Raw genomic sequence first — 19,032 nt, 5'->3', positions numbered from 1 at the left:
CCTCGGGCCTATTTACATTTCTACTGCCTGCAAAACTTGCGAAATACAAACAGGTTCCTAAATTTACCTCATTACTTTGTTTAGAAAAAGATTATTGATTAAGAAACAGCACGATTTAATGTTTCCTGTGCTAAAGTTAGGCGACGCTCAACCTCCCCTAATTCTGCTTTCAAATGCAAAATTGCACTTGAGTTACGATTATATTTTAAATGCTCCAAGGTCTTAATCATTGCCTGCTGTTGTTCTATAAGCGTATGAACTTCCAATTCAAGATCGTTTATCCATTTTTGCCTGGTAGTTAACGTCTTTATGCCAAAGTAAACTTTTTCCTTGGGTTTATTTTTGCCTTGATGCATTTGGCATAAAACAACCAAGACATTAATTTTCTGTCTGATTCGCTCTGCCAAATAAAAAGCGCTATGCATGTTTTGTTGTTTAGATAACGTATGGATGTCTGCTTTAATTTCTGCAACGCAGGCAGAACCGCTAACGTCTGCAGCGAAACGAAATAGCCCTTTAGGTAACTGGTGGCTTGAAAAAAGTGAACCGAGCTCGCTAATTTTCCATTCCAATTCTGGTAAGCGCTCCATTAACTGACTTAGTAATTCATTCGATGCTTCTGGTTTAGCCATGCGTTACCCTTCTTACTCGGATTAATCTGGAAGAGCAGCGTCCAATACAGGTGCTTTTCCTTGTGACCAAGTACTTATGAATGGCGGCAAACACATTAAAATTAAACCAAAAATTAAAGTCAATTCATAACGCGTCAAACTGCCTACATTAATTCCTTCTGGAGGGATAAAACTCACGACTAAGGTAGCGCATACACCAATAATGCCTACACCTGCAACAAATAACATACCAAATAAACCGCCGGGGATTTGAAAAGGCCGATGATGATGCGGTTCGGAAAGCCTTAATTTAATTGCTGCTGCAAACATAATGAAATACATCAACATGTACAATTGTGCCGCTAAGGCGGTCAGCAACCAATAAGATCCATTTACGCTAGGCATAAATAAGAATAAACCTGAAAGTATAGTAACAACACTTGCCTGAGTATAAAGCATAATAACAGGCGCACCTTTTGCATTAGTACGTTGGAAATATTCAGGTAAATTACCATCTTCCGCAGCAACCAATAATCCTTTTGTCGGTGCAATAATCCAATTACTCACCCCTCCAAGCCCCCCTAAAACGAGCATTACAGCAACCACAGGCATCATCCAAAACATGTGATAACTGGAAAAGAAGGCTTCGAATGCCTGCATAATTCCTGCTACCAAATTGATGTCCTTTCCGGGTAAAACAATCGCTATAGCCAAAGACCCCAGGATTAAGGTACTTAAAATAATTCCTACTGAATAAATTAAGACTTTAGGAAAAGCATGCTGCGGATTGTTGACATCATTAGCATGAACTGTCGCAATTTCGATACCACAAAAAGACATAATGATTGCGGTTAGGGAAACCCACATTGATTTATCATCTAAATGCGGCACGATACTCGGAATATCAAATTGGATTTGCAAAGGATTGCCTTGAGTAACCCAAACGACTCCGAGACCGATAATCAACGACATAGGCAACAACAAACCTGCAAGAGAGCATAGGTTACTGAATGTGGCCGAGGATTTCATTCCACGCAAATTCAATATCGTAGCTCCCCAAAATGAACTCACGATTATCGCCCAGAGAAAATAAGGATTACTTGTCAGTGCCGGATTAATTAAGTAGCCGATCGTTCCTGCGACAAAAGATAAAATCGTGGGATACCAAATTACATTTTCTATCCACTGAAGCCAAATGGCTAAAAAGCCCATTTTTTTGCCAAAAGCCTGTTTCACCCAAATGTAAATACCTCCCTGTTTTGCCCACCCTGAAGCCAGCTCTGCTGAAACCAAGGCTGTAGGGATTAGAAAAAATAAAGCACCTAAAACAAAATAAAAGATTAATTGACTACCAAATAGGGCTGTTGCAGGCAGATTGCGTATGCTATCTACAGAACCAACCGTTATCATAGTCAGACTGAAAATTGTCAGTGAATGTTTTTTATCGCTCATCGCATTCCTTCAGTGCATTTTGGGCGTGCAGAAGCATAATTATATAGAAATTAGCTTAAGAAACCCTTAATAATAGGGTAACAATTAAACAAAATGTTCCTTAATTTTTATTTATCAACCCACAAGCTTTTAGCGTGCACTGTAAAATAACATGATTTAATCAGAAAATCTCTGCCTTTTTTCCTGTCTTTATGCACAAAATCATTGGCTCACATCAGAGAAGTAAGCAACATCGAAAACTTCTTACTAAAAAATTAAAACTTTTAGATATAGACCTACTCACTTCAGTTTGAAATAGAAAAAATCTGATTAGCTGCGTCACTTTTACTGCAAACAAATTAATCAAAACTCACACTGAAAAAGTCATGTAAAAAACACGTTTGAGATCAGAAATTTTTTTAAATTCCATTATACTAAAAGCAATGGACTTAATCCTTGGGCTGGACAGTTTCATATCGTAGCTTCTCTGTGCTATAGTTTCTATTTTTTTCGGGCAACATACCATGTTTGAAACCTTAACCGAACGTTTGACCCGCACCTTTAAAAATCTACGGGGGCAGGGCCGATTAACTGAAGAGAATGTACAACACGCATTGCGTGAGGTCAGGCTTTCACTGCTTGAAGCAGATGTTGCCTTACCTGTTATTAAAGAATTTATTGAGCAAGTAAAACAAAAGGCTTTAGGCCAGGAAGTATTAACTGAATTAAATCCCGATCAAGTCTTTATTAAAATCGTCCATGATGAGTTAATCCATATCATGGGTGATGAACGTGCTGAACTTAACTTTAAAACCCAACCTCCTGCAGTATTTCTGATGGCTGGATTGCAAGGTTCGGGAAAAACAACCAGTACTGCAAAACTCGCCCGTTTTTTAAAAGAATCTGAAAATAAAAAAGTAATGGTAGTCAGCGTCGATGTTTATCGTCCCGCTGCAATTCAGCAGCTTAAAGTATTAGCAGAGCAAATAGATGTCGCTTTCTTCCCCGCCGAAGTGAATGAAGAGCCGCTCGCTATTGCAAAAAAAGCACTCGATACTGCAAAAAAACAATATATGGATGTACTGTTGGTCGATACAGCCGGACGGTTACATATCGATACCGATATGATGAACGAAATTAAAGGCTTACACCAGGCACTCCATCCGATTGAAACCCTATTTGTTGTAGACAGCATGACCGGTCAGGATGCTGCAAATACAGCAAAAGCCTTTCATGAAACATTACCATTAACAGGGGTCATTCTGACTAAAACCGATGGTGATGCTCGCGGGGGGGCTGCCTTGTCTGTAAGACAGATTACAGGGAAACCAATCAAATTTATAGGTAGCGGCGAGAAAGTAGAGGCTTTAGAACCATTTCATCCTGAGCGAATTGCCTCGAGAATTCTTGGTATGGGTGATATTCTCACCCTTATCGAAGAAGTCGAACGAAAAGCAGACAAACAAGCTAGTGAAAAACTGGCTAAAAAACTGAAAAAAGGCAAAGGTTTTGATTTGGAAGACTTCAAACAGCAATTGCTGCAAATGAATAATATGGGTGGTATTGCAGGTATGATGAGCAAACTACCTGGTGTCAGCCAAATGATGCCGCAACAGGCAATGAAACAAGTCAGTGATAAAGCCATGGCACAAACTATTGCCATTATTAACTCCATGACTCCCAAAGAACGCCGTATCCCCAAACTTATCGTGGGTTCGCGCAAGAAACGGATTGCCTTGGGTTCAGGAACACAAATACAAGACGTGAATAAGTTATTAAAGCAATTTGAACAAATGCAAAAGATGATGAAAAAATTTACAAAACCTGGTGGGATGCAAAAAATGATGCGTGGAATTGGCGGTATGGCTGGATTAAAAGGCATATTACCCGATGATTTTAAATAATTCGAAAGAATTACTTCACATGCTGAATTAATTTTCGTACAATACACGGCATTTTTACGTAACCACTCTAAAGTAGAGGAAAGCAATGGTCGTTATACGTTTATCAAGAGGTGGCGCCAAAAAGCGTCCGTTTTATCATATGGTCGTTACTGACAGCCGCAAACGCCGCGATGGCAGTTACATTGAGCGCATCGGTTATTTTAACCCTGTAGCGCGTGGGCAAGAAGTACGTCTGCATATTGATACAGAAAAATTAAGTCACTGGCAAAAGGTAGGCGCCCAATTGTCTGATCGCGTCAGTGCTTTAATTAAAGAATTTAATAAAAAAGGCGAAGCTGCTTAATAACGTGAATAATCAGGAAAGCTGGATAGTAGTTGCTCGTTTTGGGCGGCCTCATGGTGTTAAAGGTTTTGTTACGGTTCATTCCTTCACAGAGCCTCGTGACAATGTTCTAAAGTACGCAGATTGGCATGCCTTTATTAACAATAAATGGCAACAAATCAAATTATTGCGAGCTGAAGTACAAAATAAGTACATCATTGTCCAAATTGAAGGTTATCCTGAACGCGAACATGTAGCACACCTTACTAATATAGAAATTGCAGTTCAACAGGAACAACTTGAAAAATTAGAACCTGGTGAATATTACTGGCATCAGCTCATAGGTATGAATGTGATCAACCAACAAGGTGAACCTTTTGGAAAAGTCATTGAAATAATACCTACAGGTGCCAATGATGTGCTGGTTGTCGAGGGTAGCAAAAGGCATTTAATACCTTATTTACCAAGCAAAGTTATATTAGATATCGATACCAAACAGCAAATCATTACTGCTGATTGGGACATGGAATTTTAAGTGGGACTGCATCTTGGCGTTATCAGCTTAATCCCTGAAATACTTAATGCCCTGAATTATGGCATTACAGGAAGAGCAATTGAGCAGGGATTAGTAAAAATTGATTGTTGGAATCCCAGAGATTGGTCTTCCAGGCCCTACAGGCAGGTTGATGACAAGCCTTATGGGGGCGGTCCAGGAATGGTTATGATGTATGAGCCCTTAAAAGGGGCTATTACGCAGGCACGTAGTCAAATGCCAAGTCATTGTAAAACGATTTATCTAAGTCCTCAGGGAAGGATAATTCGACAAAATGACTTGAATCAAGTGGTAAATGACAAACAACCCCTGCTTTTTATTTCTGGACGATATGAAGGAATTGATGAGCGTGTTCTTCAGCATTATGTGGATGAAGAATGGTCTCTTGGAGATTTTGTTTTAAGCGGTGGTGAGCTGGCAGCTACGGTATTTATCGATGCAATTATTCGCTTGATACCAGGTAGCTTAGGGCATCTTGGTTCAGCAGAGCAAGATTCATTCATGAATGGTTTACTGGATTGCCCTCATTATACGCGACCAGCAACCGTTGATGAGTTAGATGTGCCATCTGTTTTGCTGGGTGGTAATCATAGAGATATAGAACTGTGGCGAAGAAAGCAATCTCTGGGTAAAACCTGGCTTAAGCGTCCAGATTTACTTGAAAAAATACAGTTAAGTGAAACAGACAAGCAATTGCTTGCTGAGTTTAAGTATGAACACGGTGATTCCTAGAGGATGAACCAATTTGAGGAGTAGTCCATGACTAATATAATTGACCAACTGAACGCTGAGCAGATGCAAGGCAAGGAAATTCCTGAATTCAATTCTGGTGATACTGTTTTGGTTCAAGTGAAAGTAATTGAAGGTACCCGTGAGCGTTTGCAAGCTTTTGAAGGCGTTGTCATAGCGAAGCGTAATCGCGGTTTAAACTCTGCATTCACTGTTCGTAAAATTTCACACGGCGTTGGTGTTGAGCGTGTATTCCAAACTTACAGTCCTATTGTTGACAGTATTACTGTAAAAAGACGTGGTGATGTACGTCGTGCTAAACTTTATTACCTACGTAATTTGGCTGGCCGTGCAGCACGTATCAAAGAAAAATTAACCGTTAAAAAAGCAGATTAACATTTACTTCCCCTTTGCTCTGAATTCAATTTATCCCCGCTCGCGGGGATTTATTTTGTGCACTATTTCATAAAGTCCTGTTTATATTTCGCTAGCTTGGGGCGAAGTAGTAGAAATGTTAACAGAGCAGTATTAATCCAGGGTCTTTCTAAAAATCAAAGTACCTAAAATTACAATCAGTACTGTAAATAAGATAATTGGCCACACATCGGGCCATAAAATATTAAAATCAGCGCCTTTCAACATAATATTGCGGGTAATTCTAATAAAATGAGTCAATGGGAGTATTTGACCGAGGTATTGTGCCCAAATTGGCATTCCACTAAAAGGGAATAAAAAGCCGGAAGTCATCACCGCAACTAATATGCACGCACTAATTGCTGCAACTACTTGAAATTGTGTTTTTGCAAATGCTGAGATAACAAGCCCCAAGGACAAATTACTAATAGCATAAAATGCCATGATGAACAGATAAAGGGATATACTCCCATAAAATGGAACTGCGAAAACAAAAAAAGATATCATGAGTAAAATAAATAAAATAAAATAACCCGCAATAAAATGAGGAATTACTTTTCCAAAAATGATATTTGTTGCACTAAGCGGCGTGATTAATAGTGTTTCGAAGGTTCCAATTTCATACTCAGAGGTAATTGACATTGCTGTAAGCAGAGTAAGTGTCGTAAAAATTAATACAGAAATGAGACCAGGCACAATATTATATTGTGAAATGCCTTCAGGATTAAATTTAGCATGAATATCAAATACAAAAGGTGTTTGCTTCGGAGCAAGATAATCTAAAGAACCGCGCAAATTATCTTCAAATACCTTAGAGGGTAGCTCAGATGCAGCACGAAACGCATTGGATATCGAAATTGGATCTGATGCATCTGCTTCAATCAATACATGTGGTTTTTTCCCTCGTATTAAATCCCTTGAAAAATTAGGAGGAATGTTAATCACAAAAAGTCCTTTTCCACTAAGCAATAATTTATCTGCAGCTTTTTCTGATTGCACCATAAAATTCAGTGAGAAATAATCTGTATGTTTAAGCCCCTCAAGCAACGTGCGCGTAAATGAGCTCTCTTCGGTAGAGAGTACTGCAGTAGGTAAATGCTTAGGATTCGTATTAATCATGAATCCAAATAATAGTATTTGCATTACTGGAATTAAGAATAATAATAAAAAAGTAGGAATATTTCGTTTAATCTGAATAAATTCTTTTTTAGCTACTGAGAAAACTCGCCATAGTTCCATTTTTATCATTTATAATCTCTGTGCACCAAATGTTGCGAGCCAAACAAAAGCATCTTCCAACGTTGAATCAATTTCGTTTCCATGAAAAAAGTCATTATTAATATAAGGTTTTATAGCCTGGGATAATACTTCGCGATTTTTGCCACTCACATGCAACGTATTATGAAATCGTAAAACTTGATCTACACCCTCTGTTGCTTCTAATTGATGAGCCAACATGGGTAAATTGACCCCCTTTATGGCCCAAGTAGTCAAATTGACCGTTCTTAAGATTTCTTCAATAGTTCCAGACAGCAGAGTTCGTCCATAATACATGTATGCAATCTTGTCACACTTATCGACTTCATCCAAATTGTGTGAGCTCAATAAAATTGTAATCCCTTCTCTTGATAACTGATGCATAAGCTCCCAAAATTCACGCCTGGCTTTAGGATCAATATTCGCTGTAGGTTCATCCAATAACAACAACAAAGGATCATGCAGCAAAGACACTGCAAGTGAGAGACGTTGCTTCCAACCTCCTGATAATGTACCTGCGATTTGATGTTTATGTTTGTATAGATCGAATTTGTGCAAATATTTCTCAATCTGGTTTTTTCTATCGAGGACTCCATATATTTCCGCAAAAAAAAGCATATTTTCGTAAACAGTAAGATCTTTGTATAAACCAAAATTTTGTGACATATAACCAACCAAAGTTTTGATCTGTCGTGATTCAGTTAAAATATCAAAACCAACACATTGGCCTATCCCTGAATCAGGAGTAATAAGACCACATAACATCCTTATTGAAGTAGTTTTGCCTGCTCCATTTGGACCAATAAAACCAAAGATATCACCATATTCCACTTTCAGTTCAAGATCATTAACTGCGTAATTTTTATTAAATTTTTTGGCAAGATGTCTTACGTCAATGATATAATTGCTTTTATCCATAAAAATCCTATTTGTTTTTTCTAACTTTAGAAACTATTTTTTGAAAGAGCGATGATGGCTCAACAGCGAACAACTTCTTAACAATCTCAGCTTCCATAAGTAATACCTCGCTATCATGTTGCGCATAGGCACTTTCTTTTCTTTTCATATTGGTTAAAAACTCACTGTCACCAAACATTTGATTTATTTGAACAACAGTAGAACTACTCTCTTTTAAATTTAAAAGAACGACTTTACCATTTAGGAGATAATAACAGGTATCTGCTATATCTCCTTCTTTATACAAACATGTTCCTGCAGGAATCTTAATATTGCGCGCTGTTTTTACCATAGTCTGTATTTTTTCATGGGAAAGATTTTGAAAAGCATGATGGGCACGAATAAATTGAATCAAAAGGAACTCTTCACTCATTTTTTTTAAATTGGGATATCTTATTTGAGGCTTTTTTAAAAATTGCAGAAAATCATAAAGACTGATTTTAAGTAAATGCATCGTGGTAAGCGCTTTTACTGAGGCAGCATGCAGACCCGTACTTGATGCAAAACCCTCCGAAGATAAGCCAACGATCTTCCCTTTCTTCAATTCAGCAATACGCATTTCCCTATGTTTTCCCAAGGTATGAACTGATCTCGTTACTTCTGCTCTTCCAGAGACAATAAGGTAAATACAATCAATGGGATCTCCATCAACAACAATAGGTCCTGCCTCCATAAATTCAGGTTTCGAGTACTGTAGCAACTGATGGGCACTCTCATAATCAAGCAGGCAAAAAAGCGGATGATTTAAAATAAGATTTTCATAATTTTCTGAATTGTTCCTCATAGATACCCGTACCTTTAAAATTCGGATGTTTTAACATCGTTGCTCGTTAATCTAATGTTCTTCTAAACAGCAGGATTGCTAAAAATATAATGAATACCGTAAAAAGAATTATTGGCCAAGCGTCTGGCCATAAAATATCTAACTCAGCCCCTTTTAACATGCTGTTTCGCGTTATTCTTAAAAAATGAGTCAGCGGCATAATTTGACTAAAATATTGTGCCCAATGAGGTATTCCATTGAAGGGGAATAAAAATCCAGAAATTAAAGTCGCAATAAGAATATAAGCATTTGATAAACTGACCGCAGTAAATTGCGATTTGGTTAGCGCAGAAATAGCAAGCCCAGTGCCTATATTGGATATTGAATAAGGTGCTAATAACAACAAATAAAGAGGTAAACTGCCATAAAAAGGAATTGAAAAAATAAAATAAGCAATCGCCAAGAGCACGAAAAAAAGCAAATAGGCTAAAATAAAATGAGGTATCACTTTTCCAAAGATAATATTTCCGGGAGTTAAAGGGGTAATTAATAACGTTTCAAAGGTGCCTCGTTCAAATTCGGAGTTAATGGATACCGCAGTTAGAACAGTAAATGTTGCAAAAATTAAATAGGCGATTAATCCCGGGATCGTATTATACTGAGGAATATTTTCAGAATTGAATTTAGCATGGATTTCAAAGTCAAAAGGCATATCCTTAGGAGCAAGATATTCAAGGGCGCCATGCAAATCATGCTGAAATACTCTTGTAGGAAGTTCAGATGCAGCGCGGAATGCATTAGCCACAGTAAGTGGATCTGAGGCATCTGCTTCAATTAATACATGAGGGTATTTTTCTCGAATGAGGTTTCGAGAAAAATTTGGTGGAATATTAATAATAAATAATGACTTACCACTAAGTAACAACCGCTCTGCTGTTTTTTCATCTTTCGCTGCTGTGTCAATTGAAAAATAATGGGTGTTTTTCAATCCCTCCAATAAACTGCGCGTAAAGGGAGTATCTTCTGAAGAAATAATTGCTGTCGGTAAATTTTTCGGATCCGTATTGATGATAAAACCAAATAAAAGAATTTGTATTGCAGGAGCAAACAATAGCCATAAAAAAACTACTCTATCCCTCCGAATTTGAATAAATTCTTTTTTTGCAATGGACCAAACTCGAAGAAACTTATCTGCTATCATTAATTTTCCTTAATCCCGAACATAAAAAAACATCCAAATTAACTCAACATGATAAGCCACTTTATGAAAATTATTATGCTGAGATCAGTTCAATTCTTTTATTCAGCTTCAAACAAGAAAAATTGATTTTGCTGCGCAAAAGCAAGAAGAATTCAGTATGAATATCCTATCTTAATAGTAACCGTACTGACAATTGTTGATTATGGCGAAAGCTTATGTATTTACCTTGAAGATGAGATACTTTATCGTTTAGATTATTGTCAATTATCATCATTTGATGATAATTTTCTAATCTTACTAATTGGAATACTTTCATTAACAATGAGATAACATGCAAAAGTTCGTCCCAGGATGGTTGATTGTTTTGATTTTATGCATACCCCTTATTGCTTGTAAAGAGGAAAAAAACTCGCTGCAAGGATACGTTGATGCAGATTACACCTACATCTCAAGTAATTTTTCAGGAAATCTCATTAGCTTAGATATCACAAAAGGAACTTTAGTGCACAAAGGGGATCTTTTATTTACGCTGGATGTGCAACCCCAAGAATCCCAGCTCAAAAAAGCCAAAGCAAATCTTACACAAGCAAGGGTGCTCAGTGAATTAAAACAAACTACTCTTGATTATCAAAATAATTTATTAAAAAGATATCAAAAATTAATAGCATCAGGGGGAGTAAGTCGAGAGCAACTTGAAGAAGTAAAGAACAATTACCACCATGCCAAAGCATCATTGATAGCTCAAGAAGCAGCCGTTGAGTCTTCTATGGCAGAATTGACACAAGCTCAATGGAGTAAGTCCAATAAAAAAATATACTCTTCCATTTCAGGATATATATTCGATACCTATTTTACAGTTGGCGAACTGGTGGGAAAAGAACGTCCTGTTTTATCAATTCTTGCTCCTGAAAACCTCAAAGTTATTTTTTATGTACCAGAACCTTTATTAGCAAAACTAAAGTTAAAAAATCAGGTCATACTCAGTTGTGATGGATGTAGAGAAACTTATTCCGCTACTGTAAGTTATATATCCTCTAAAACAGAATACACGCCACCTTATATATTTAGCGAAACCTCAAGAACAAAATTTGTTTATCGCATCGAAGCAAAGCCAGTCATTTCGGCAATTAAATATCTACACCCTGGCCAACCTGTTAGTATTTATTTGAATCATGATTCAGCACATATTTAAACTGAATCAGTATAACTGTTTCGCTGGTGTATGAATGAAACTTATTTTATAAGAAGAGCAAATGCAAAAAACTCCTTTATTTTTATGCACCATACTACTGCTTACAGGCTGTAAGGTTGGGCCTAATTTTCATTCTCCTGAAGCACCAAAGACGATTCGTTATAATAATGGCCCAATAATCAAAAAAACCGTGAGCGCCGCCAATCCAGCAGGAAAATCGCAGCACTTGCATTACAATCGTGATATTGCCAATTCCTGGTGGACTCTGTTTCACTCTCAAGAATTAAACGCTCTTATCAAGCAAGGATTAAGAAACAACCCTACAGTAGCAATGAGTAAAGCAAATATACGAAAAGCTCAAGCCAACTTACGCGTTGTTGCTGGTCCTAAATTGCTACCTACCGCCGATACCCAATTTTTTGGAAGTCGTGAGAGGAATACTTTGCTTGCTACAGGAATAAATCTTACTCCTCTTCCTGGGCAAAAACTCCCATTTTCCATTAAAAATCAATTTGACCTTTATAACGCGTCCGTTAGTGTATCTTATAATTTGGACTTATTTGGCGGCAATCAGCGGCAAGTGGAGGCTTTGCGTGCTGCGATTGATTATGAAATTTTTGAATTACAGGCAGCTTATTTAACTTTAACAGCAAATATTGTCACCACAAGTATCACGATAGCATCGCTGAACGACCAGTTAAAAACGACACAAGCCCTCATTCACTGTCAAAAAAAATTATTGAGCATGACACTAAGTAATTATCGTTTAGGACATATTTCTCGGCTTGATGTGCTGAATCGTGAAAATCGTCTTAAAAAAACTATAGCAACGCTCCCCCCTATTAAAAGTAATTTGGCCAAAAAATACAATGCTCTTGCTGTACTTGTTGGAACATTACCGGGCGAGAGTCATCTGGCTCATTTTAATCTGCGAAGTTTTCACTTACCTACAGAGCTACCAGTAAGTCTCCCCTCTCAACTTGTAAAGCAACGCCCTGATATACGTAGTGCAGAATCGATATTGCATAAAGCAAGTGCTGAGATAGGTATTGCAACAGCAGATCTATTCCCTAAATTTAATATATTGGCTAATTATGGATGGTTCTCAACCACATTAAGTACTTTATTTAATCCTATGAATAATGTATGGAGTTATGGAGGACAAATTGCACACACCTTACTCAAAGGAGGAGCTTTACGTGCAAAAAGAAAAATGGCAATCGCAGAATATGAATACGCTTGTGCCAGATATAAAAAAATTCTTCTTGAAGCATTTCTTAACGTCGCGGATGTATTGCATGCACTTGAGTTTGATGCTGAGCTTCTACAAGCGCAAGTGGCCGCCGAACAAAATACCAAAGAACAACTAAATCTCATCACTAATCAATATCAGCTGGGAAAAACAAATTATATATCCGTTTTAAGAGCAAAGGAGGCTTATCTGCATGCTCATTTAGATGTAATTAAAGCAGAAGCGGCACGTTATAATGATACTGCAGCGCTTTTTCAGTCCTTGGGAGGCGGATGGTGGAATACTCCGCAACAGGTTAATGTATAATTTGCTTCCCTTGTTATGCAAAGTGCATATAAATAACTTATCTAGAACGATCACTTCAAAAAGCAATTTCTTATTATTAATCTATAATTTTAAATTATAGTTTTTTCGTTTTCTTTTAATCAACAGTATTATCCATAGGTTTGCAAATGAAACCCATTGCCTGGATTACTGGTGCTGCTTCCGGCATCGGTGAAGCGGTAGCCAAAGAAATGTTTGCTCGCGGTTATCAGCTCATTCTTTCTGACTGTAATCAAACAGCCTTGAAACAGGTAGCTTCTAGCACTCAAGCTGATTTTTTTGTGTTGGATGTAAGAAAAAGAAATCAAAATTTAAAAATAGGAATGAAAATACAAGAGAAATACGGTTATGTTGATGTTGTTTTTCTTAATGCAGGTAAATACGAAGCGGTTGATGTTAAAAATTTTGACAGCATGATTGTTGAAGAAATTATACAAGCCAATTTCTTAAGTATGATTTATGGTGTTGAAGCCGCCCTTCCTCTTTTACGAGCAAGTAAACGTCCACATCTTGTAGGCATGAGCAGCGCCATGTCCAATATTTGTTTGCCAAGAGCAGAAGCATATGGAGCAAGTAAAGCTGCGGTTCGTAATTTTTTTCAAGGATTAAGAATTGAATTGGCAAAGGAAAAAATAGCTGTATCAACGATTTTGCCTACCTTTATAAAAACCCCATTAACAGAAAAGCTTAAAATTCCCCAATTCTTTCTTTACAATACAACAAAAGCCGCTAAAAAAATCTTAAATGGGATTGAACGACAAAAAGCAGAAATCAAAATCCCCCCGCTATTGGCCAATATAACCAATTTATTAAAATATCTCCCAGATAAGTTCATTTTGTTCTTAATTAATCACCGTAGTTGACATGAACAATTAGCATCGATCCAGCCAACTCTAGTACCTATTTATCCTCTACCCTGTCCTTACAGGGGCAAATGACAACTTTCTTCCTTTAATTGTTCAAAAATAAACTATACTTAAAAATTATGATTTCAACGTGAGGGTTCATCTGAAAAAATATGTTGGTAACTACTGGATATATGTAATTTCTAAAGTTTATCTCAAGAGTGCCTAGGAAGGGAATTTCTTGAATTTTTTAGGTACTGTCAAAATTTATACGTTGTATAAGGTGTTTGTCATGAAAAAATCTAATTCAGCTCTAATTGAATCAATTCTTCTCTCTATTATTGTATTAGGGAGTACGTGGATATTGGCCATAATATATCCTTCATTGAGAGAAGGTATTTTAGGAATAAATTGGTTATATATTGCAATATTCTTTTTATTTTCATTACACTTAACTGAGATTATCACGACAATTTACTTACATCGAGGAGAGTCGCACAGGGCAGTAAAATTTCATCCTTGTGTAACCCATTTTTTTAGATTCTGGATGTGGTTAACGACAGGCATCTCAAGAAGAAAATGGGTAGCAACGCATCATCTTCATCATAAATACACTGATACTGAAAAAGATCCCCATTCACCTGTTATTTTTGGACTCAAAAATATGTTTTTTTATGGCATAGAAATTACTCATTTATCAAGGAGTAATGACATGGTTCGAAACTTCAATGACATTCGTAATAATGACTTTTTAGAGAAACACTTATATGAAAAACATGCAAAGAAAGGCCCATTTGTTTATTTCTTCCTGGAGTTTTTAGCCATAGGCATCTGGGCTGTACCCGTATGGAGTGCTCAGCTAATTATGGAAACATTAATTGCAACATTTTATGTTAACGGCATTGCTCATAGTAAAGGGTATACTAATTTTGAAGTGAATAATACCTCCAAAAATGTTACTCGATGGGGTGTCTTTGCTTGCGGCGAAGAGTTGCATAATAATCACCATGCCAATCCTACAAGCGCCCGATTTTCTTTTAGAAATGATGAATTTGATCTTGGCTGGTTTTATATCAAGAAACTCGAATCCCTTAATCTTGCAACAATACGGACACGAAAAGAATAGATATTCAAACTCCCCTGAAACGCTATCGATGTGGTGATTATTAAAGCATTACCTCGATAGCCTTATTATTGGTGAAGCATGTAGAATTATTCTTGATCTTATAGATTAGGACGCGAATTGGTCTTTATAAATAAGCTGTTTAACCAGGATGACTATTTTTTTATTTGACTTCATCAAACGATTCCATCAGTTGATTTTTTGATCGTGTAACTTGCTCTTTTTTAAATCTAATGGCACCTTGTTCATTTCATAAATAACGTTAATCTTTTCCAAGAAGCATAATAAATAATAAGTTATATCTATTTGCCACCAACGAAAGCCTTGGCTGGCAGATCGTGGATAGTAGTGATGGTTATTGTGCCATCCCTCACCCATAGTAAGCAGAGCAAGAAAAAGGTTATTACGGCTCTTATCTTCCGTTTTAAATGGTTGCGTACCCCATAAGTGTGACAGGGAGTTAATAGAAAAAGTAACATGAAATAGAGCCACAGTTGAAATAAAAAACCCCCAAATCACTAACTGCATTCCACTAGTATGTAGGTCTGGATGATAACTTTCTAATAGAGTTCCCACAGCAAATAGAATTAATATTAAACAAATTGGCACAATATTATCGTGTCGATTTAACCAAAGTAATTCCGGATATTTCGCAAAATCCCGTACTGATTCGTAATCCGTTTTAAAATTATCTGAATAAAAAATCCAGCCAACATGACTCCATAATAAACCGTGTTGGATTGGAGAGTGCGGATCTTTTTGTTCTTCTGTATAGCGATGGTGGAGACGATGATGCCCTGCCCACCAAAGTGGGCCGCGTTGAGAAGCTGAATTACCTAATACGGCGAAAATAAATTGCCAAAAGCGATTCATTTTAAAAGTCTTATGTGAAAAATAGCGATGATAAAAACCTGTAATTGCAAACATTCTGAGATAGAATAGAAGTATAGCGGTAAAAACAGCGGTGTAACTCCATCCAACCCAAAAAACTGCCAAACAACTTAAATGGACCAGTATAAAAATATAAACGCGAGCCCAATGGATTGTTCCTTGCTTTAAATTTTTTTCTTTTAAACTGGTATCAAACCATCCCTGTATGGAGAACATTAGTGATTTGAGCTTCATTTTTACCTCTTTGAAACACATGAAAACAATACTTTGTGAATAGATAAGGTAGGTAAGAGTCTGTATATCGAGTTAGAATGAGTGGATTCACATACATTCCATGAAACAATGGAAACGTGGTTTTTATATCCAAAACAACTCCAGCACACACAATAAACCCCTCCTCATATCATTATCAGATATAAATATACGTTTAAGTGTAGCAGAAATGAACAGCACGGCACCAAATACCAAGGGACCAGATTAAAAAATTACCGAATTTTAACTAAATTTTCATACAACCATTCTCGTCGATTTATTTTTTTAGTTCAGTTGTGTCAACTGAATTAACAGTTAGATTTGTTCCGGAAATTAACTCGCTTATTGATTTTTCACGTAAAATAATACTAAAAAAACTAATTCCTATGCCAGCTACCCACCTCCAGGTATGGACCAGAGTTGAAGGAGGTGAAATTTCATCCAAACATTCCACTTCTCCTTTACCTGGATGCAATTCACGAAGTGAGTTCACGTAAGTAGCAATGACCTCCTCTACTTCTGGTGTCAATTCAGTTTGTTCATATAAATAACCAAGAAAACGTCTAGCCATACTTAATCGCGTAGCATACAGTTCATCGTCTTTTAGTTTGATGCGTTCCAAGTGCAAAATATAATCCTCAAGAAGATATCTCGGTCTCGTAATGGCATCAATTTTTTGAAAAACGTCCATCACTTCCCTTGCATCGACATGTTCTACCCATTGATAAAACTGGGTTTGCATCCCTTCTAATCGCTCCTTATAAGTAAACGCATTCAGCTCATCAAGTGTTTTTTCAATTAACTGGTTTACTGTACTTCGCATTACTTTTTTTTCTGGCAACAACATCATATCCACGCCAGATTTCTGAAAAACCATGCAAACAAACAAAGCAATGGTAATTGCTTTAAAGGAATAATCTAATTTTCCTTGCAAAGGTCTAGACTCTAAATCAAATACTGCATGTAAGACCGCCAATTTTTTAGCATCTTCTTCTAAATAACCATTGTTTAACCATTCAAAAATCAAAAAATTGATAGTGTCATCTGCATCCTTAAGCGCATAAGTATGGGTAAGAAAATCAGTCCATCCTAAGAGTTGAAGATATTTGCCTTCACGCAGGGCTTGAATGTATTCAGAACTGGAAGAGAACATAACGATCCTTTAATGCTTTTTTTGAATCTTATCCTATACTTAAAAAACATAAACATGCAAATGGTGCACACTATGAAAAGGAAATGGTATGTTACTTTTGCTGTATCTCTTTTACCCTTTAATTTAGCCTTTGCAAATTGCGATTTAACCCAATTTCGTTGGGAATGTGATTTACCGGTACAAGTTAAACCTAAACCTGGAGCCACATCACTGGTATATTGTGGAAACTCCTACGGCTACATCACGAAGCAGCAGTACGACATACTGGCTCGATATCAACGTGCCAATGTGAATATGGTTTTGGATATTAATGGCGAATACATAGACAGTCCTTGTATCGGAGCACAGAGATAGTACAATAGCTTTGATTTGATCCCTAATTAACTTTTCGGGAGTCACTAACGCCTGGGCGCAGTGCAGCGAAGCCCGGGTTTTTATGAAGCTTAGCTATCGGGGTTTTGCTGCGCTGCACCCTGGCTACAAGTAGATTAATGAGATGATCATTGAGTTCGATGGTATTCCCATAGAAATATCAAGAAAAAAAATCAAAAATATGCACCTACGCATTTACCCCCCTGATGGTTTAGTTAAGGTAAGCGCTCCTCTTCGATTTAGTGAACAGCTTATCAGGCAAAGCCTTGAATCTAAAATTGCATGGATTCATCAGCAAAGAGAACGGATTCGTAATCGTCCTATTGAGGAAGATTGCACCTTTCAAACGGGATCTACCGTGGCATTCCAGGGGAAAAAGTATTTATTAATTATTGAAGAACATCACGGCCCCACAAAAATTAAAATCAATAATGAATTGATATATTGTTATACTCAACTGAATAGTTCACCAGCTCAAATACAAACCATTCTTGAGCGTTGGTATAAACAGCAAATGCAGGCATTATTGCCTGAGCTCATTCAACACTGGGAAGCAGTAATCGGGGTCAAAGTAGCTGAATGGGGAATAAGAAAAATGAAAACACGTTGGGGATCATGTAATACTAAAGCTGCGCGTATCTGGTTAAACCTCAACTTAATCAAAAAATCTTCCATTTGTCTTGAGTATGTTCTTGTTCACGAATTAATCCATTTATTGGAACCAAGCCATAATAAACGTTTTTATGGGTTAATGAGTAAATTTATGCCACAATGGCGTGAATATGAATATCAGCTTGAAGGACGTGTGCTTTGATTGATTCCGACCAATTTATTCAAAAGCTTTGTAACCAGGGATTCTATATTATCGATGGTTTTCTTGAATCATCTCAATGTCAATCATTACAGGCAATGGCAAGCCAATTGTATGAACAAAGATTGTTTCGCAGTGCTAAAATAGGCCTTAAACTTGAATCGCATCAGAATGAAGTCATCCGCACTGATGAAATTTTTTGGTTGGATGAAAAGGAAACAAATCCGGCAATACAAAACTTTTTAGAACGAATAAAGCAGTTAGCTCAAATATTGAATCAATCACTTTTTTTGGGTTTGCATGAATTTGAATCGCACTTTGCCGCATATCAACCGGGTACTTATTATAAAAAACATCTCGACCAATTCGCTGCGCAAAAAACAAGAAAAATTTCATGTGTATATTATTTAAACAAACACTGGGAAGCTGAATTTGGAGGCGAATTAAAACTTTACAACGCCCAGGATCAGTTAATTGAAACTGTTTTGCCATTAGAAAATCGTTTCATTTGCTTTAATAGTGAATTACCCCATGAAGTGAGTACCACTCATCAGCCTCGATACAGTATTACTGGATGGATGAAAACTCATTCTCATTTTTTGCTGGATCGCGGTGTTTTTTCCAATTCGCTCTGCTTATAATCAAATTGAACCAAAAGCAGGCTCGCGACAATAT

Annotated in this window: 20 protein-coding genes; 12 read left to right on the top strand and 8 right to left on the bottom strand. The window is 37.0% G+C overall.

The window, feature by feature from the left end; genetic code table 11:
- Positions 1-98: 98 nt before the first annotated feature.
- Together Lpar_RS06445 and Lpar_RS06440 are read right to left on the bottom strand one after the other, a co-directional pair.
- Positions 99-632 carry a hypothetical protein gene (locus tag Lpar_RS06445; RefSeq protein WP_058517168.1) on the bottom strand — a complete coding sequence of 178 codons (534 nt, stop codon included), beginning with the start codon at positions 630-632 and terminating at the stop codon, positions 99-101.
- 21 nt (positions 633-653) lie between these two features.
- A complete protein-coding gene (locus Lpar_RS06440; protein WP_058517167.1) occupies positions 654-2,063 on the bottom strand; it encodes an APC family permease in 1,410 nt (469 codons plus the stop codon).
- Positions 2,064-2,566: 503 nt separating this feature from the next.
- Here Lpar_RS06440 and ffh point away from each other — a divergent pair.
- The 5 genes from ffh (at position 2,567) to rplS (ending at position 5,946) form a co-directional block, all read left to right on the top strand.
- The gene (ffh, locus tag Lpar_RS06435) at positions 2,567-3,946 is read left to right on the top strand and encodes a signal recognition particle protein (protein ID WP_058517166.1); all 1,380 of its coding nucleotides are present in this window, start codon (positions 2,567-2,569) and stop codon (positions 3,944-3,946) included.
- An 85-nt stretch (positions 3,947-4,031) separates the two neighbouring features.
- Positions 4,032-4,289 carry a 30S ribosomal protein S16 gene (rpsP, locus tag Lpar_RS06430; RefSeq protein WP_058517165.1) on the top strand — a complete coding sequence of 86 codons (258 nt, stop codon included), beginning with the start codon at positions 4,032-4,034 and terminating at the stop codon, positions 4,287-4,289.
- Positions 4,290-4,293: 4 nt separating this feature from the next.
- Positions 4,294-4,803 (top strand): ribosome maturation factor RimM, encoded by a 510-nt coding sequence (gene rimM / locus Lpar_RS06425; protein ID WP_058517164.1) that lies wholly within the window; start codon positions 4,294-4,296, stop codon positions 4,801-4,803.
- Positions 4,804-5,553 (top strand): tRNA (guanosine(37)-N1)-methyltransferase TrmD, encoded by a 750-nt coding sequence (gene trmD, locus Lpar_RS06420; protein WP_058517163.1) that lies wholly within the window; start codon positions 4,804-4,806, stop codon positions 5,551-5,553.
- 27 nt (positions 5,554-5,580) lie between these two features.
- Complete coding sequence (gene rplS / locus Lpar_RS06415) at positions 5,581-5,946, top strand: 50S ribosomal protein L19 (protein ID WP_058517162.1); 366 nt, start codon at positions 5,581-5,583, stop codon at positions 5,944-5,946.
- 132 nt (positions 5,947-6,078) lie between these two features.
- Here the strand turns inward: rplS and Lpar_RS06410 are convergent, their stop codons facing one another.
- The 4 genes from Lpar_RS06410 to Lpar_RS06395 are packed head-to-tail and all read right to left on the bottom strand — an operon-like array spanning position 6,079 to position 10,142.
- A complete protein-coding gene (locus Lpar_RS06410; protein WP_058517161.1) occupies positions 6,079-7,212 on the bottom strand; it encodes an ABC transporter permease in 1,134 nt (377 codons plus the stop codon).
- The gene (locus Lpar_RS06405; protein ID WP_058517160.1) at positions 7,213-8,139 is read right to left on the bottom strand and encodes an ABC transporter ATP-binding protein; all 927 of its coding nucleotides are present in this window, start codon (positions 8,137-8,139) and stop codon (positions 7,213-7,215) included. It abuts the gene before it with no gap.
- Positions 8,140-8,146: 7 nt separating this feature from the next.
- The gene (locus Lpar_RS06400) at positions 8,147-8,962 is read right to left on the bottom strand and encodes a cyclic nucleotide-binding domain-containing protein (RefSeq protein WP_058517159.1); all 816 of its coding nucleotides are present in this window, start codon (positions 8,960-8,962) and stop codon (positions 8,147-8,149) included.
- A 46-nt stretch (positions 8,963-9,008) separates the two neighbouring features.
- Entirely contained in the window at positions 9,009-10,142 is a 1,134-nt protein-coding gene (locus tag Lpar_RS06395) for an ABC transporter permease (RefSeq protein WP_058517158.1), read from the bottom strand.
- 331 nt (positions 10,143-10,473) lie between these two features.
- Between Lpar_RS06395 and Lpar_RS06390 the strand changes: the two genes are divergently transcribed.
- The 4 genes from Lpar_RS06390 to Lpar_RS06375 all read left to right on the top strand — a co-directional run bounded on the left by Lpar_RS06390 (position 10,474) and on the right by Lpar_RS06375 (position 14,881).
- Entirely contained in the window at positions 10,474-11,334 is an 861-nt protein-coding gene (locus Lpar_RS06390) for an HlyD family secretion protein (RefSeq protein WP_058517157.1), read from the top strand.
- A gap of 61 nt (positions 11,335-11,395) precedes the next feature.
- Positions 11,396-12,892, top strand: coding sequence for an efflux transporter outer membrane subunit (locus Lpar_RS06385; protein ID WP_058517156.1), 1,497 nt, complete (start codon positions 11,396-11,398; stop codon positions 12,890-12,892).
- Positions 12,893-13,038: 146 nt separating this feature from the next.
- Positions 13,039-13,773: an SDR family NAD(P)-dependent oxidoreductase gene (locus Lpar_RS06380; protein ID WP_058517155.1), complete on the top strand. Its 735-nt coding sequence runs from the start codon at positions 13,039-13,041 to the stop codon at positions 13,771-13,773.
- 274 nt (positions 13,774-14,047) lie between these two features.
- Positions 14,048-14,881, top strand: coding sequence for an acyl-CoA desaturase (locus Lpar_RS06375; protein WP_058517154.1), 834 nt, complete (start codon positions 14,048-14,050; stop codon positions 14,879-14,881).
- Positions 14,882-15,067: 186 nt separating this feature from the next.
- On the opposite strand, the gene Lpar_RS06370 is transcribed toward Lpar_RS06375, so the two are convergent.
- Positions 15,068-16,003 carry an acyl-CoA desaturase gene (locus Lpar_RS06370; RefSeq protein WP_058517153.1) on the bottom strand — a complete coding sequence of 312 codons (936 nt, stop codon included), beginning with the start codon at positions 16,001-16,003 and terminating at the stop codon, positions 15,068-15,070.
- A gap of 295 nt (positions 16,004-16,298) precedes the next feature.
- Positions 16,299-17,174, bottom strand: a complete 876-nt coding sequence (locus Lpar_RS06365) for a helical bundle domain-containing protein (RefSeq protein ID WP_058517152.1) — start codon at positions 17,172-17,174, stop codon at positions 16,299-16,301.
- A 72-nt stretch (positions 17,175-17,246) separates the two neighbouring features.
- On the opposite strand from Lpar_RS06365, the gene Lpar_RS06360 reads away from it, so the two are divergent.
- The 3 genes from Lpar_RS06360 to Lpar_RS06350 all read left to right on the top strand — a co-directional run bounded on the left by Lpar_RS06360 (position 17,247) and on the right by Lpar_RS06350 (position 18,998).
- A complete protein-coding gene (locus Lpar_RS06360) occupies positions 17,247-17,528 on the top strand; it encodes a hypothetical protein (protein ID WP_058517151.1) in 282 nt (93 codons plus the stop codon).
- Between the two features lie 142 nt (positions 17,529-17,670).
- Complete coding sequence (locus Lpar_RS06355; protein ID WP_058517150.1) at positions 17,671-18,360, top strand: M48 family metallopeptidase; 690 nt, start codon at positions 17,671-17,673, stop codon at positions 18,358-18,360.
- Positions 18,357-18,998, top strand: a complete 642-nt coding sequence (locus Lpar_RS06350; protein ID WP_058517149.1) for a 2OG-Fe(II) oxygenase — start codon at positions 18,357-18,359, stop codon at positions 18,996-18,998. The genes Lpar_RS06355 and Lpar_RS06350 overlap by 4 nt, the downstream gene beginning before the upstream one ends.
- The last annotated feature ends 34 nt before the right edge of the window (positions 18,999-19,032 follow it).

It is taken from the genome of Legionella parisiensis, from assembly GCF_001467945.1.
Lineage (GTDB): Bacteria > Pseudomonadota > Gammaproteobacteria > Legionellales > Legionellaceae > Legionella > Legionella parisiensis.
This window is presented reverse-complemented; position numbering and strand designations above follow the sequence as displayed.

What these genes read in the sequence shown, in the direction of transcription:
- Lpar_RS06370 (WP_058517153.1), bottom strand. Translation starts at nt 16,003, where the DNA reads ATGAAGCTCAAATCACTAATGTTCTCCATACAGGGATGGTTTGATACC.
- Lpar_RS06400 (WP_058517159.1), bottom strand. Translation starts at nt 8,962, where the DNA reads ATGAGGAACAATTCAGAAAATTATGAAAATCTTATTTTAAATCATCCG.
- rpsP (WP_058517165.1), top strand. Translation starts at nt 4,032, where the DNA reads ATGGTCGTTATACGTTTATCAAGAGGTGGCGCCAAAAAGCGTCCGTTT.
- Lpar_RS06360 (WP_058517151.1), top strand. Translation starts at nt 17,247, where the DNA reads ATGAAAAGGAAATGGTATGTTACTTTTGCTGTATCTCTTTTACCCTTT.
- Lpar_RS06410 (WP_058517161.1), bottom strand. Translation starts at nt 7,212, where the DNA reads ATGATAAAAATGGAACTATGGCGAGTTTTCTCAGTAGCTAAAAAAGAA.
- Lpar_RS06390 (WP_058517157.1), top strand. Translation starts at nt 10,474, where the DNA reads ATGCAAAAGTTCGTCCCAGGATGGTTGATTGTTTTGATTTTATGCATA.
- Lpar_RS06440 (WP_058517167.1), bottom strand. Translation starts at nt 2,063, where the DNA reads ATGAGCGATAAAAAACATTCACTGACAATTTTCAGTCTGACTATGATA.
- Lpar_RS06445 (WP_058517168.1), bottom strand. Translation starts at nt 632, where the DNA reads ATGGCTAAACCAGAAGCATCGAATGAATTACTAAGTCAGTTAATGGAG.
- Lpar_RS06365 (WP_058517152.1), bottom strand. Translation starts at nt 17,174, where the DNA reads ATGTTCTCTTCCAGTTCTGAATACATTCAAGCCCTGCGTGAAGGCAAA.
- Lpar_RS06405 (WP_058517160.1), bottom strand. Translation starts at nt 8,139, where the DNA reads ATGGATAAAAGCAATTATATCATTGACGTAAGACATCTTGCCAAAAAA.
- Lpar_RS06395 (WP_058517158.1), bottom strand. Translation starts at nt 10,142, where the DNA reads ATGATAGCAGATAAGTTTCTTCGAGTTTGGTCCATTGCAAAAAAAGAA.
- ffh (WP_058517166.1), top strand. Translation starts at nt 2,567, where the DNA reads ATGTTTGAAACCTTAACCGAACGTTTGACCCGCACCTTTAAAAATCTA.
- Lpar_RS06380 (WP_058517155.1), top strand. Translation starts at nt 13,039, where the DNA reads ATGAAACCCATTGCCTGGATTACTGGTGCTGCTTCCGGCATCGGTGAA.
- Lpar_RS06355 (WP_058517150.1), top strand. Translation starts at nt 17,671, where the DNA reads ATGATCATTGAGTTCGATGGTATTCCCATAGAAATATCAAGAAAAAAA.
- Lpar_RS06385 (WP_058517156.1), top strand. Translation starts at nt 11,396, where the DNA reads ATGCAAAAAACTCCTTTATTTTTATGCACCATACTACTGCTTACAGGC.
- rplS (WP_058517162.1), top strand. Translation starts at nt 5,581, where the DNA reads ATGACTAATATAATTGACCAACTGAACGCTGAGCAGATGCAAGGCAAG.
- Lpar_RS06375 (WP_058517154.1), top strand. Translation starts at nt 14,048, where the DNA reads ATGAAAAAATCTAATTCAGCTCTAATTGAATCAATTCTTCTCTCTATT.